Below are 13,380 nucleotides of genomic sequence, written 5' to 3' on the forward strand. Positions count from 1 at the left end.
CGCGAAGCCGAGCCGCACGCGAGGGGACACGAGCACGTGACACAGAACCTGACCGCCCCACCCGGCCCCGAAGTCCGGTCCGCGACCGCGCCGACCGCCGAGGAACGCCCCGAGGCCCGAGAGCGGCGGGAGGACCGGTCGCGCCGGAGCGGCCCGGCACGGGGAACGGACCGGACACGGCGAGCGCGGCGGACGCGGGGGAGCGGCTCAGGGCGATGGTGGCCGCGGCCTGTGCGGGGTTGGCGGGGGCCGATCCGGGGCGGGTCGTCGCGGCCGTGCGGGCCGGGGGCGGGGCCGACGCGGGCGGGCTGCGGGAGCTGGCGATCGGCGAGGCGGCGGCGCTCGTGGCGGTCGAGCCCGCGTACTCCAAGGTCGCCGCGCGGCTGCTCGGCGCGCACATCGCGGACGAGGCGGCGGAGGAGGGGGTGCGGACGTTCGCCGGATCGGTGGCCGCCGCGCACGCCTGCGGGCTGCTGGCGGACGGCCCGGCGGCGTTCGTCCGCGACAACGCCGACGCGCTGGACGGCCTGGTCGACGAGGCGGGCGACGACCGGTTCGAGTACTTCGGGCTGCGGACCCTCTACGACCGGTACCTGCTGCGGCATCCGACGACGCGCCGCGTCCTCGAACGGCCCCAGCACTTCCTGCTGCGCGTCGCGTGCGGCCTCGCCGACACGGTCGCGGAGGCCGCGGAGCTGTACGGGCTGCTCAGCACGCTGTCGTACCTGCCGAGCTCGCCGACGCTGTTCAACTCGGCGGCGCGCCGCCCGCAGCTCTCGTCCTGCTTCCTGCTCGACTCGCCGCGCGACGAGCTGGAGTCGATCTACGAGCGGTACGCGCAGGTCGCGCGGCTCAGCAAGTACGCGGGCGGGATCGGCGTCTCGTGGACCCGGATCCGGGCGCGCGGTTCGCTGATCCGCGGCACGAACGGCCACTCCAACGGCATCGTCCCATGGCTGCGCACGCTCGACTCCAGCGTCGCCGCCGTCAACCAGGGCGGACGGCGCAAGGGCGCGGCGTGCGTCTACCTGGAGCCGTGGCACGCCGACGTCGAGGAGTTCCTGGAGCTGCGCGACAACACCGGCGAGGACGCGCGCCGCACGCACAACCTCAACCTCGCCAACTGGGTCCCGGACGAGTTCATGCGGCGCGTCGAGGCCGACGCGGACTGGTCGCTGTTCGACCCGAAGGAGGTCCCCGAGCTGACCGACCTGTGGGGCGAGGCGTTCGACGAGGCGTACCGGCGCGCCGAGGCCGAGGGGCGGTACGTCCGGCGGGTCCCCGCGCGGCGCCTGTACGGGCGGATGATGCGCACGCTCGCGGAGACCGGCAACGGCTGGATGACGTTCAAGGACGCCGCCAACCGCGCGTGCAACCAGACCGCCGAGCCCGGCAACGTCGTCCACCTGTCCAACCTGTGCACCGAGATCCTCGAAGTGACGTCCGACGGCGAGACCGCCGTGTGCAACCTCGGATCGGTCAACCTCGCCGCGCACACCGGCCCGTCCGGCGTGGAGTGGGAGCGGCTGCGCCGGACGGTCCGTACGGCCGTGCGGTTCCTGGACCGGACGATCGACCGCGGCTTCTACCCGACGCGGGAGGCGGCGGGCGCCAACCGGCGCTGGCGGCCGGTCGGCCTCGGCGTGATGGGCCTCGCCGACGTGTTCTTCAAGCTGCGGCTGCCGTTCGACTCGGACGAGGCGCGCGAGCTGTCCACGCGGATCGCTGAGGAGATCGCGCTCGCCGCGTACGGCGCGTCCGCCGACCTCGCCGCCGAGCTCGGGCCGCTGCCCGCGTACGCCGCGACCCGTACGGCGCGCGGCGAGCTGCACCCCGACCACTTCCCGGACGCCGCGCCGACCCGCGCCGCCGAGTGGGACGCGCTGCGGGCCCGGATCGCGGACGTCGGCCTGCGCAACTCGCTGCTGATCGCCATCGCGCCGACGGCGACGATCGCGTCCATCGCGGGCTGCTACGAGTGCGTCGAGCCGCAGGTGTCCAACCTGTTCAAGCGCGAGACGCTGTCGGGGGAGTTCCTCCAGATCAACGGCTACCTCGTCGCCGAGCTGAAGGACCTCGGCCTGTGGACGCCCGCCGTCCGGGACGCGATCAAGCGCGCGGGCGGCTCCGTCCAGGGCGTCGCCGAGATCCCGGCGGAGCTGCGCGCCCGCTACCGCACCGCGTGGGAGCTGCCGCAGAAGGCGCTGATCGACATGGCCGCCGGACGCACCCCGTACATCGACCAGAGCCACTCGCTCAACCTGTTCATGGAGACGCCGACCATCGGCAAGCTCTCCTCGATGTACGCCTACGCGTGGCGGCGCGGCCTCAAGACCACCTACTACCTGCGCTCCCGCCCCGCGACCCGGATCGCCCAGACCACGCTCGCGGCGGAGGACTCCGCCGCTCCGGCCGCGCCGGCGCCGGACGCGGACGCCGTGTACTGCTCCCTTGAGAACCCCGAGACCTGCGAGGCGTGCCAGTGACCACCCGAACCGGAGAACGCGCCATGCTCCTGGACCCCGGCATGGACCTGACCCTGCGGCCCATGCGCTACCCCGACTTCTACGAGCGCTACCGGGCCGCGATCCGCAACACCTGGACGGTCGAGGAGGTGGACCTGGCGTCCGACCTGGCCGACCTCGCCCGGCTGACGCCCGCCGAGCTGCACCTGGTCAACCGGCTCGTCGCGTTCTTCGCGACCGGCGACTCGATCGTGGCCAACAACCTCGTGCTGAACCTTTACAAGCACCTCAACGCGCCCGAGGCCCGCCTCTACCTGTCGCGGCAGCTCTTCGAGGAGGCCGTGCACGTCCAGTTCTACCTGACGCTGCTCGACACGTACCTGCCCGACCACGACGAGCGCGCGAAGGCGTTCGCGGCGGTCGAGCACATCCCGTCGATCCGCGCGAAGGCCGAGTTCTGCTTCCGCTGGATCGGGTCGATCGACTCGCTGGACGAGCTGCGCACGGCCGCCGACCGGCGCGCGTTCCTGCTCAACCTCATCTGCTTCGCCGCGTGCATCGAGGGGCTGTTCTTCTACGGCGCGTTCGCCTACGTCTACTGGCTCCGCTCGCGCGGCCTGCTGAACGGCCTCGCGTCCGGCACCAACTGGGTGTTCCGCGACGAGTCGATGCACATGGCGTTCGCGTTCTCCGTGGTCGACACCGTCCGGGCGGAGGAGCCCGAGCTGTTCGACGCCGAGCTGACCGCGCAGGTCACGCGGATGATGGAGGAGGCCGTCGAGGCGGAGCTGGCGTTCGCCCGCGACCTGTGCGGCGACGGCCTGCCCGGGATGGGCGCGGACGACATGCGCGGCTACCTGGAGTACGTCGCCGACCAGCGCCTCGCCCGCCTCGGCCTTCCGGTCCGCTACGGCACCGCCAACCCGTTCGCCTTCATGGAGTTGCAGGACGTCCAGGAGCTGTCCAACTTCTTCGAACGCCGCGTCTCGGCCTACCAGATCGGCGTGGAGGGCGACGTGGCGTTCGACGAGGCGTTCTAGCGCCGCCGGGCACGGGTCCGCGGGCGGCGGGGTTAGGTGTTTGTCACCTGGCGCAAACTTTCCGGTGGGTGGGCACGTTGTCCTGGTGAGGCGGCCGACCCGGCGCCGCACGCTCCCCTACGGCAGGGCCGAGGAGAACGACATGGCATCCATCGTCGACCGGATCAAGCACTACCTGCGAAGTCCCCAGGGCCAGCGCACCCGCGCCAAGGCCCAGCGGCTGGCCCGCGACCCGCGCACGCAGGCCAAGGCGCGCAGCCTGCTCGCCCGCCTGCGCGGCGGCAAGCGCCACTGAGGCGGTCGCGGACGGCGCGCTCGCGGTGACGGCGGGCGCGGCGATGACGGCTGTCCGAAACGTCCGGGCCCGTGACCCAGGTCACGGGCCCGACGCGTCTCCGGACGGTGTTGCATGTTGGACGTACCTGCAATTCATTTGCAATAGTGGCGATCATGTCGAACTACACGCTGCCCGATCTGCCCTACGACTACGCGGCGCTGGAGCCGGCCATCACCGGGGAGATCCTGGAGCTGCACCACGCCAAGCACCACGCCGCCTACGTCAAGGGCGCCAACGACACCCTTGAGAAGCTCGCGGAGGCCCGCGACAAGGAACAGTTCGGCGGTCTGGTCGGCCTGGAGAAGACGTTCGCGTTCAACCTGTCCGGCCACGTGCTGCACTCGATCTTCTGGGACAACCTGTCCCCGGACGGCGGCGACCGGCCCGAGGGCGAGCTGGCCGCGGCGATCGACGAGCACTTCGGCTCGTTCGACGCGTTCCGCAAGCAGCTGTCCAACGCGACCTCGCTCGTGCAGGGGTCCGGCTGGGGCGTGCTGGCCTGGGAGCCGCTCGGCAAGCGCCTGGTGGTCGAGCAGATCTACGACCACCACGGCAACGTCGGGATGAACACCACCCCGCTGCTGGTCTTCGACGCCTGGGAGCACGCGTACTACCTCCAGTACCGCAACGTGCGCCCGGACTACGTGCAGAAGCTGTGGTCGCTGGTCAACTGGACCGACGTCACCCGCCGTTTCGACGCCGCCCGCACGGCCTGACGAGCCCGGCGCCACGGTCCTGACCGCCGTGGCGCCGACCAAGCCGCGGCGTCCACCGGGCCGGGATCGTGCTCAGAACCTTTCCTTGCGGCCCGGTGGGCGCCGCGCCCGCGTTCCCCGCGTTCCCGCGGCCCTGGGGGCGGGCGGTTACCGGCCGGTTCATACACTGGCGGCCGTGACGAGCGACTACCCGCACTGGGAGACGGTGCCGACGCGGTGGCAGGACAACGACGTGTACGGGCACGTCAACAACGTCGTCCACTACGCGCTGATGGACACCGTGATCAACGAGTGGATGATCCGTACCGCCGGGTTCGACCCCCTGGCCGGCGACGCCATCGCCATGTGCGTGGAGTCGCACTGCGTCTACAAGGCCGAGGTGTCGTTCCCCGACACGATCCGGATGGGGATGCGCGTCGGGAAGCTCGGCCGCTCCAGCGTCCGGTGGGAGATCGGCATGGTCCGCTCCTCGGACGGCACGCTGGTCGCCGAGGGGCACTTCGTGCACGTGTTCGTGGGCCGCGGCTCCCGGCGGCCCGTGGAGATCGCCGACCCGATCCGCGCCGAGATGCAGAGGCTGGTGGCCGCGTGAGGACCCGTTCCGCCGTGCTGGTCGAGTCGGGCCGCCCGGCTCCGTACGCCGCGTCCCGTCCCGTCGAGATCGCCGAGCTGGACCTGGACCCGCCGGGGCCGGGCGAGCTGCTGATCAGGGTGGGCGCCGCCGGGCTCTGCCACTCCGACCTCTCGGTGATCAACGGCTCGCGCCCGCGCCCGCTGCCGATGGCGCTCGGGCACGAGGCGGCGGGCGAGGTGGTGGAGACGGGCGAGGGGACGGAGTTCGCGCCCGGCGACCACGTCGTGCTGGCGTTCGTCCCGGCCTGCGGGCACTGCGAACGGTGCGTCGGGGGCCGTCCCGCCCTGTGCGGGCCGGGCGCGGCGGCCAACGGCGCGGGCACGCTGCTCGGCGGCGGCCGGCGCTTCGCCTACCCGGACGGCACGCGCCCCGCGCACCACCTGGGCGTCTCGGCGTTCTCGGCGTACACGGTCGTGTCCGCGCGGTCCGCCGTCAAGATCGACGCGGACCTGCCGTACGACATCGCGGCCCTGTTCGGCTGCGCGGTGCTGACCGGCGCGGGCGCCGCCCTCTACAGCGCGGCCGTCCGGCCGGGCGACACCGTCGCGGTCTTCGGCCTCGGCGGCGTCGGCCTCGCCGCGCTCCTCGCCGCCCGCGCCGCCGGGGCCTCGACCCTCGTCGCGATCGACGTGGTGGACCACAAGCGCGACCTCGCGCTCGGCCTCGGCGCCACGCACGCGGTCGCGGGCGGGCCCGGCGCGGTGGAGGAGATCAGGGAGCTGACGGGCGGCGGGGCCGAGAAGGTCATCGACACGACGGGCGTCGTCCCGGTGCTGGAGCAGTCGTACGCGGCGACCCGTCCCGGCGGGACGACCGTGACCGTCGGCCTGCCCGCGCCCGGCGAGCCCCTCACGCTGCCCGCCCTCAGCCTCGTCGCCGAGGAGCGGACGCTGCGCGGCAGCTACCTCGGCTCGTCGGTGCCGCGCCGCGACATCCCGCGCTTCATCGGCATGTACCGCTCGGGGACGCTGCCCGTGGACGCCCTGCTGTCGCACCGCCTCACGCTCGACGAGGTCAACGAGGGCTTCGACCGCCTCCACGCGGGCGACGCCGTACGGCAGGTGGTCACTTTCTGATCTGCGCGCCGCCGTCCGGGCGCGCCAGGTGCGAGTGGCGGCGGCTGTAGGCGAAGTAGACGACCACGCCGAGGAGGAACCACACCGCGAACCGCGCCCAGGTCTGCCACTGGAGGAACGTGATCAGCCAGATCGAGAACCCCACGCCGATCGCCGGGACGAGCGGCATCCCGGGCGTGCGGAACTCGCGGGGCAGGTCGGGCCGGCGGTAGCGCAGCACGATGACCGCCACGCACACCACGATGAACGCCAGCAGGATGCCGATGTTGGTGAGCTCGGCGGCCTCCCCGATGGGCAGGAACCCGGCGATGACCGCGGACCCGGCGCCGAGGATCCAGGTGATCCGCGTCGGCACGTGCCGGGCCGCGTGCGTCCGGGCGAACCACGCGGGCAGCAGCCCGTCGCGGCTCATCGAGAACCACACCCGCGTCGCGCCCAGCATGAACGTGAACATCACGGTCAGCACGCCGAGGATGGCGCCGGCCGCGATGATGATCCCGATCGTGTCGAGCCCGACGGACTTGAACGCCGACGAGAACGCCGCGGTGGGGTTGATGTCCTTGTAGTCGACCATGCCGGTGAGGACGAGGCACGCGAGGACGTACAGCACCATCGAGATCGCGAGCGAGTAGAGGATCGCCTTCGGCATGTGCTTGCGCGCGTCCCGCGACTCCTCGGCGGCGGTGCTCATCGCGTCGTACCCGAACACGGCGAAGAACACGGTCGCCGCCCCGGTGAACGCCCCGGAGAACCCGAACGGCAGGAACGGCGAGTAGTTCCCGGTCTTGATCTTGAAGACGCCGACGACGATGACCAGCAGGACGATCCCGACCTTGAGGTACACCAGGGCGGTCTCGAAGCGGGCGGCGTTCTTCATGCCGAGGTTCAGCACGTACGCGATGAGCAGGCAGAGCAGCGCCGCGAACAGGTTGACCTTGTAGCTGCCGTCCGCGACGCCGTCGGGCTCGGTGCCCGGCGCGCCGACCATCCAGAGCGGCAGGTCGACGTCCATGAAGCCGAGCAGGTCGTTGAAGTAGCCGGATATCCCGATCGCGACCACCGACACGATCGCGGTGTACTCCAGCAGCAGGTCCCAGCCGATGGCCCATCCCGTGAACTCGCCGAGCACCGCGTACCCGTAGGTGTAGGCGGACCCGGCCCGGGGGATCAGCCCGGCGAACTCGGCGTAGGAGAACGCCGCGGCGGCGCTCGCCACGCCCGCGACCAGGAACGAGATGAGCACCGCGGGCCCGGCCTTCTCGTTCGCGACGGCCCCGGCCAGCGAGAAGATCCCCGCCCCGATGATCCCGCCGACGCCGATCGCGGTGAGCTGCCACAGTCCGAGCGTGCGCCGCAGCCCCCCGCCCGGCGACTCGTCCTCGATCTGCTCGATGGGTTTGCGGCGGAGCATCCCGTTCAGCACGTCGGGGGCCACGGCACTACCTCCTCGCCCGCGCCGCGCTGCGCGGTCCACCGAAGAGGTCTTCCCGCCCCGCGCCGGAAACCTGCGTGCGCAAGATCACAATTCGGGAAAGAACGTCCGTACCGGACTTCGAGTCGGCGGCCGGGACGGCCGCCCGCCGCCGGACGGGGCGGTCAGGCGGTCAGGTGGTGGGTGAGGAGGCGTTCGAAGCGGGTCTCGAAGTCGGCGTAGTGGGCGCGGAGGGCGGGGCCCGGCCAGGACGGGGGAAGCAGCTCGGGCGGGAGGAGCGGGTCGTTGAGGAGGTGGCGCAGGACGGCGGCGGAGACCGTGAACTGGTCAGCGAGGGTGTCCGCCGCGTCCACGGCGTGCCGGAGCGCCTCGGCGTGCGCGGCCCAGGCGTCCAGGTCCCAGAGGGCGGACGCCAGGGCGGCCGGGTCCTGCTCGGGGCGGCCCGACAGATAGGTGCACTGGCGGGTGACGATCTCCGGGCGGGGGCGGGTGAGGTTGGCGGGCCGGAGCCAGGTGCCCTCGCGCAGCTCGGCCAGGCGCAGTTCGGACATGGCCTGGCGGAGGGCGGCGCGGTCGGCGGCGGGACGGCGGTCGGCGGTGATGACGGCGATCTCCCAGGCGCCGTCCCACGGGCGGGTCCGGGGGGAGCGGCTCTCGTCCTGGCGGGCCTGGCGGCTGAGCAGGCGGTCGGTCAGCTCGTAGCCGCCGTCCGACTGGACGAGGTCGCCGGAGGTGACCATGCGCGAGAGGGCGACCCGGATCGTCCCCTCGGCGATCCCGAACAGCTCGCCGACGCGGACGAGGTAGCGCGCCGGGAGGCGGGGCGGGTGCAGGCCCAGCAGCGTGCTGAGCACGACGGAGCGCGCGGTGAGCGGGCGGATGCCGAGGGTCCTGGTCGTCATGGCTGCCCCGGAGCCTAGCCGGATTACACTCTTCCGTCGCGTGCAAGGCAAGTGTAATGTCCGGGGGCATGGGCTATCTCGTTGAGGCGACGGACCGGCTCCCGTTCGGGACTCCGGACAAGGCACGGCGGTACGCGACCGAGCGGTACCGGGGGCCGCGGGGCTCAACTGGTACACCTGCGACCCGACGCTGCGGTTCCTGATGCGCAAGCACCTCGGCGACGGGCTCGCGTGGGCGGAGCCGAGGCTGGAGGCGCTCGGGGCGCTGACGGGCGGGCCCGTCAACGCCTGGGCCGAGGAGACCGACCGCAACCCGCCCCGGCTGGAGAAGTACGACCGGTGGGGACGCGACGTCAGCGAGGTGGTGATGCCCGCCTCGTTCGAGAACGCGCGCAGGGAGATGGTCGCCTCGTCGTTCACCAGCCCGGCGTTCTTCGCCGAGGCCAAGGCCGCGGGCGTCGATCCCGCACCGCTCGCGGTGACGTGGAGCTACCTGCTCGACCAGGCCGACATCGGGATGGCGTGCGCCCTCGGGACGGGCGGCGACATGGTGGTGGGGCTCGCCGAGCTGTTCGCGCCGGACGACGTGAAGGAGCGGGTGCGGGAGATCTTCCGCGACGGCGCGTTCTCGGGCGAGGCCGCGCAGATGCTCACCGAGCGGTCCGGCGGGTCCGACCTCGGCGCGCTGGAGTCGACGGCCACGGCGGACGGCGACGCGTGGCGGCTGAACGGCCTGAAGTGGTTCGCCTCCAACGCGAACGGGTCGGCGTTCGTGGTGCTCGCCAAGCCGGAGGGCGCGCGGGACGGCGTGCGCGGCATCGCGCCGTTCCTCGTGCTGAGGGAGCGGCGGGACGGCTCGCGCAACGGGATCCGGATCCGGCGGCTCAAGGACAAGCTCGGCACCCGCTCGGTGGCGTCGGCGGAGATCGAGTTCACGGACGCGGAGGCGTTCCTGCTGGCCCCGGCCACCAGCGCGCCCGTCGAGGGCGAGGCCGGCGACGGCAAGGGGCTGGCCCGGATGATGGAGCTGACGAACGGCGCGCGGCTCGGCATCTCGATGATGGGGCTCGGCTGCGCGCGGCGCTCGCTGGTGGAGTCGCTCTGCTACGCCCGTGCGCGCGAGGCGTTCGGGGCGCCGCTCGCCGACCAGCCGCTGATGCGCCGCAAGCTCGCGGAGCTGATCGTGGAGACCGAGGCCGCGCAGGCGCTGGTCTACGACGGCTACCTCGGGCCGTCCCGGCTGCGGATCGGCGCGCCGCTGATCAAGCTGCGGGCGGCGCGGCTCGGCGTGACCGCGGCGAGCGACGCGATCGAGATCCACGGCGGCAACGGCTACATCGAGCAGTGGCCCGTCGCGCGGATCCTGCGCGACGCGCAGGTCAACCCGATCTGGGAGGGCGGCGACAACATCCTGTGCCTGGACGTGCGGCGCGCGATGGCGCGGGAGCGGGCGCACGAGCCGTTCCTCGAACGGCTGGAGGAGGCCGCGGGGCGCGCGCCGTCCGGCGACGACGCCACGGCCGGGCTGGTGCACGAGCGGATCGGGCGGCTCCGGGAGACCATCGCGACGTGGGAGAAGCTGGACGGCGCGGCGGCCGAGGCGCGGCTGTTCCCGCTCGCGCGGTACATGGCGGACGTCTACGCGGCGGCGCTGCTGCTGGAGCAGGCGGGCTGGGAGCGCGCCGACTCCGGCGGCGACCGCAAGGCGCTGGTGGCCCGGCTGTACGCGCGCGAGCACCTCGCCGACGCGGGGCCGCTGCGCGGGATCGACGCCCCGGCGGAGGAGCTCGAACGGTTCGGCGAGCTCGCGGACGGAGCCCTGGTGGACGATCGGGAGTGAGGCACGCCGTACCCTCGTGACCGAATTATGTTCGGTTGTGACAGGAGAAGCATGACGATCCCCTCTGACCGCGTCTCGGGCGAAGACCTGGAGGTCTGGGCCTCCGCGGCGCCGGACGGCCCGGTCCGGCGCCGCGGCCCGGCCTCGTCCCGGACCACCCCGCCCGCGGGCGCGGCGGCGCCGGCGGCGGGCGCGCCGTTCCCCCGGGCGAGCAGCCCGGCGCGGGACGACTACCAGGGCTGCTTCGGCTGCGGCGGCGACTCGCCGTCCGGCCTGCGGATCGTGGAGACGCGGGTGGACGGCACGTCGGTCGAGGCGGAGTTCGCGGTGCGGGACGTCCACCAGGGCGCGCCGGGCCTCGCGCACGGCGGCCTGCTCGCGACCGCGATGGACGAGGTGCTCGGCTCGGTGGCGTGGCGGCTCGGCGGGCGCTACGTCACCGGCCGCCTGGAGACCGACTTCCTCGCGCCCGTGCCGGTCGGCGCGACCGTCCGCCTGCGCGCCTGGTGCAACGGCGTGCACGGCCGCAAGGCGTACGTCGAGGGCGAGGGGCGGATCGGCGCGCCGGACGGCCCGGTCGCCGTGCGCGCCGCCGCGCTGTTCGTCGAGGTCCCCGAGGAGCACTTCACCAAGGAACGCCTCAACTGAACGCCTGAACCGAGGCGCCCCGCACCCGAGGCGCCCCGCACCCGACCGCGCGACCCGCGCGAGAGCCGAACGGAGAGAGGCCGATGGCGGTACGAGTCGAGCGCGACGGACCGGTGACCACGGTCGTCCTGTCCCGTCCCGAGGTCCGCAACGCGGTGGACCGCCCGACCGCCGAGGCGCTCGCCGCGGCGTTCCGCGCGTTCGACGCCGACCCGGACGCGTCGGTCGCGGTGCTGTGGGGCGAGGGCGGGGCGTTCTGCGCGGGCGCCGACCTCAAGGGCGTCGCGGACGGGCGCGGCAACCGGGTCGCGGCGGACGGCGACGGGCCGATGGGGCCCTCGCGGCTGCGGCTGTCCAAGCCGGTGATCGCGGCCGTCGCCGGGCCCGCCGTCGCGGGCGGGCTGGAGCTGGCGCTCTGGTGCGACCTGCGGGTGGCGGAGGAGGACGCGGTGTTCGGGGTGTTCTGCCGCCGCTGGGGCGTCCCGCTGATCGACGGCGGGACCGTGCGGCTGCCGCGCCTCATCGGCACGAGCCGCGCCATGGACATGATCCTCACGGGTCGGCCCGTCCCGGCGCGCGAGGCGTACGACATCGGCCTCGCCAACCGGCTCGTCCCGACGGGGCGGGCGCGGGCGGCGGCCGAGGAGCTGGCCGCCGAGATCGCCCGCTTCCCGCAGACCTGCATGCGCGGCGACCGCATGTCCGTCCTCGAACAGGAGGGGCTCGGCGAGGCCGAGGCCATCGCGGGCGAGCTGGCGCACGGCATGCGCGCCCTCGGCGAGGCGGTGGAGGGCGCGGCCCGGTTCGCGGCGGGCCGCGGACGGCACGGCGACTTCACCGACATCTGAGATCCCCGCGCGACCGGCCGAGGCGATCGCGCCGCCCGGCGTACGCTGGCCGTACCGTTGCGGGCGGTTGACCGAACGACATTCGGGTTCTAGGTTCCCCTTGCGGGCGGCCGGGACGCGCCGCCGCCGCGAGCGCGGCGGGGGCGCCCGGAGCGGGAGACCCAGGGAGCCGAGAATGACCTTGACGGTGGACGAGGCGGGCCGGACGGTCGCCGATCCGGGGGCGTACGCCGACGACGCGCGGCTGCACGAGGCGCTGGCGCTGCTGCGCCGCGAGTCGCCCGTGCACCGGGTCGAGAGGCCGGGCTACAACCCGTTCTGGGCGGTCACCCGGCACGCCGACGTGATGGAGGTCGAGCGCGACCACCAGCTCTTCCTGAACGCCCCGCGCCCGATGCTCACCACCGCCGCGTTCGACGCGATCAACGCCGAGCGGGCGCGGCAGGGCTCCGCGCTGCGCACGCTGGTCCACATGGACGACCCCGACCACCGGGTCGTCCGCGCGATCGGCGCCGACTGGTTCCGGCCGAAGGCGATGCGCGCCCTCGAACCGCGCGTCCGCGAGCTGGCCCGCCGCTACGTGGACCGGATGGTCGAGCTCGGCGGCGAGTGCGACTTCGTCCAGCAGGTCGCGGTGCACTTCCCGCTGTACGTCATCCTGTCGCTGCTCGGGCTGCCCGAGTCCGACTTCGACCGGATGCTGAAGCTCACCCAGGAGCTGTTCGGCGGCGCCGACGACGAGATGCGGCGCGGCGAGGCGCCGGACGAGCAGATCGCGACGCTGCTCGACTTCTTCGCCTACTTCCAGCGGCTCACCGAGGCGCGCCGCGTGGACCCGACCGACGACCTCGCCTCCGCGATCGCCAACGCCGAGGTGGACGGCGCGCCGCTGAACGACCTCGACACCGCCTCCTACTACGTGATCATCGCGACGGCCGGGCACGACACCACCAGCTCCACGATCTCCGGCGGGCTGCTGGCGCTGCTGGAGCACCCCGGCGAGCTGGCGCGGCTGCGCGCCGACCCGTCCCTCATGCCGTACGCGGTGGACGAGATGATCCGCTGGGTCACGCCCGTCAAGGAGTTCATGCGGACGGCGACCGAGGACTGCGAGCTGAACGGGACGGCCGTCCGCAAGGGCGACGCGCTGCTGCTGTCGTACCCGTCGGCCAACCGCGACGAGGCCGTCTTCGACGACCCGTTCCGCTTCGACGTCGGCCGCGACCCCAACAAGCACCTGGCGTTCGGCTTCGGCGTGCACTACTGCCTCGGCGCGGCGCTCGCCCGCATCGAGGTCCGCGCGTTCTTCGAGGAGCTGATCCCGAGGCTGGAGTCGATCGAGGCCGCCGGGCCGGCCGAGAGCGTCGCGACCACGTTCGTGGGCGGGCTGAAGCGCCTGCCCGTCCGCTACACCCTCAGGACCTGACCCCCCCGCCTCCCCG

Annotated in this window: 12 protein-coding genes; 10 read left to right on the plus strand and 2 right to left on the minus strand. The window is 73.3% G+C overall.

Translation table 11 applies throughout. From position 1 onward, the window contains the following. Positions 1-215: 215 nt before the first annotated feature. The 6 genes from GEV43_RS16505 (at position 216) to GEV43_RS16525 (ending at position 6,268) form a co-directional block, all read left to right on the plus strand. Complete coding sequence (locus GEV43_RS16505) at positions 216-2,486, plus strand: ribonucleoside-diphosphate reductase subunit alpha (RefSeq protein WP_160821465.1); 2,271 nt, start codon at positions 216-218, stop codon at positions 2,484-2,486. Beyond that, positions 2,483-3,505 carry a ribonucleotide-diphosphate reductase subunit beta gene (locus tag GEV43_RS16510; RefSeq protein WP_309239665.1) on the plus strand — a complete coding sequence of 341 codons (1,023 nt, stop codon included), beginning with the start codon at positions 2,483-2,485 and terminating at the stop codon, positions 3,503-3,505. The genes GEV43_RS16505 and GEV43_RS16510 overlap by 4 nt, the downstream gene beginning before the upstream one ends. A 142-nt stretch (positions 3,506-3,647) precedes the next feature. Beyond that, complete coding sequence (locus tag GEV43_RS46860) at positions 3,648-3,800, plus strand: hypothetical protein (protein WP_164717195.1); 153 nt, start codon at positions 3,648-3,650, stop codon at positions 3,798-3,800. 155 nt (positions 3,801-3,955) lie between these two features. Further along, on the plus strand, positions 3,956-4,558 hold the full coding sequence (locus GEV43_RS16515; RefSeq protein WP_160821466.1) for a superoxide dismutase: 603 nt from the start codon (positions 3,956-3,958) through the stop codon (positions 4,556-4,558). Positions 4,559-4,733: 175 nt separating this feature from the next. Further along, positions 4,734-5,150: a thioesterase family protein gene (locus tag GEV43_RS16520; RefSeq protein WP_160821467.1), complete on the plus strand. Its 417-nt coding sequence runs from the start codon at positions 4,734-4,736 to the stop codon at positions 5,148-5,150. After that, positions 5,147-6,268, plus strand: coding sequence for a zinc-binding dehydrogenase (locus GEV43_RS16525; protein WP_160821468.1), 1,122 nt, complete (start codon positions 5,147-5,149; stop codon positions 6,266-6,268). The genes GEV43_RS16520 and GEV43_RS16525 overlap by 4 nt, the downstream gene beginning before the upstream one ends. Here the strand turns inward: GEV43_RS16525 and GEV43_RS16530 are convergent. Together GEV43_RS16530 and GEV43_RS16535 are read right to left on the minus strand one after the other, a co-directional pair. Then, positions 6,258-7,703 (minus strand): amino acid permease, encoded by a 1,446-nt coding sequence (locus tag GEV43_RS16530; protein WP_309239666.1) that lies wholly within the window; start codon positions 7,701-7,703, stop codon positions 6,258-6,260. The two genes, GEV43_RS16525 and GEV43_RS16530, sit on opposite strands and share 11 nt — an antisense overlap. A 161-nt stretch (positions 7,704-7,864) precedes the next feature. Then, complete coding sequence (locus tag GEV43_RS16535) at positions 7,865-8,602, minus strand: PaaX family transcriptional regulator C-terminal domain-containing protein (protein WP_160821469.1); 738 nt, start codon at positions 8,600-8,602, stop codon at positions 7,865-7,867. Positions 8,603-8,804: 202 nt separating this feature from the next. Here GEV43_RS16535 and GEV43_RS16540 point away from each other — a divergent pair, with 202 nt between their 5' ends. The 4 genes from GEV43_RS16540 to GEV43_RS16555 all read left to right on the plus strand — a co-directional run bounded on the left by GEV43_RS16540 (position 8,805) and on the right by GEV43_RS16555 (position 13,364). After that, a complete protein-coding gene (locus GEV43_RS16540; protein WP_241682933.1) occupies positions 8,805-10,442 on the plus strand; it encodes an acyl-CoA dehydrogenase family protein in 1,638 nt (545 codons plus the stop codon). 51 nt (positions 10,443-10,493) lie between these two features. Continuing rightward, entirely contained in the window at positions 10,494-11,090 is a 597-nt protein-coding gene (locus GEV43_RS16545) for a PaaI family thioesterase (RefSeq protein WP_160821470.1), read from the plus strand. A gap of 83 nt (positions 11,091-11,173) precedes the next feature. Next, complete coding sequence (locus tag GEV43_RS16550) at positions 11,174-11,938, plus strand: crotonase/enoyl-CoA hydratase family protein (protein WP_160821471.1); 765 nt, start codon at positions 11,174-11,176, stop codon at positions 11,936-11,938. Positions 11,939-12,113: 175 nt separating this feature from the next. After that, complete coding sequence (locus GEV43_RS16555) at positions 12,114-13,364, plus strand: cytochrome P450 (RefSeq protein WP_160821472.1); 1,251 nt, start codon at positions 12,114-12,116, stop codon at positions 13,362-13,364. Positions 13,365-13,380 lie beyond the last annotated feature (16 nt).

Origin of the sequence: Actinomadura sp. J1-007 (genome assembly GCF_009793335.1) — a bacterium.
GTDB classification, from domain to species: Bacteria; Actinomycetota; Actinomycetes; order Streptosporangiales; family Streptosporangiaceae; genus Spirillospora; species Spirillospora yumaensis.

Excerpts from the sequence above, each read along its gene's own strand:
- GEV43_RS16555 (WP_160821472.1), top strand. The coding sequence starts at position 12,114 with ATGACCTTGACGGTGGACGAGGCGGGCCGGACGGTCGCCGATCCGGGG.
- GEV43_RS16545 (WP_160821470.1), top strand. The coding sequence starts at position 10,494 with ATGACGATCCCCTCTGACCGCGTCTCGGGCGAAGACCTGGAGGTCTGG.
- GEV43_RS16540 (WP_241682933.1), top strand. The coding sequence starts at position 8,805 with ATGCGCAAGCACCTCGGCGACGGGCTCGCGTGGGCGGAGCCGAGGCTG.
- GEV43_RS16550 (WP_160821471.1), top strand. The coding sequence starts at position 11,174 with ATGGCGGTACGAGTCGAGCGCGACGGACCGGTGACCACGGTCGTCCTG.
- GEV43_RS16505 (WP_160821465.1), top strand. The coding sequence starts at position 216 with ATGGTGGCCGCGGCCTGTGCGGGGTTGGCGGGGGCCGATCCGGGGCGG.
- GEV43_RS16515 (WP_160821466.1), top strand. The coding sequence starts at position 3,956 with ATGTCGAACTACACGCTGCCCGATCTGCCCTACGACTACGCGGCGCTG.
- GEV43_RS16535 (WP_160821469.1), bottom strand. The coding sequence starts at position 8,602 with ATGACGACCAGGACCCTCGGCATCCGCCCGCTCACCGCGCGCTCCGTC.
- GEV43_RS46860 (WP_164717195.1), top strand. The coding sequence starts at position 3,648 with ATGGCATCCATCGTCGACCGGATCAAGCACTACCTGCGAAGTCCCCAG.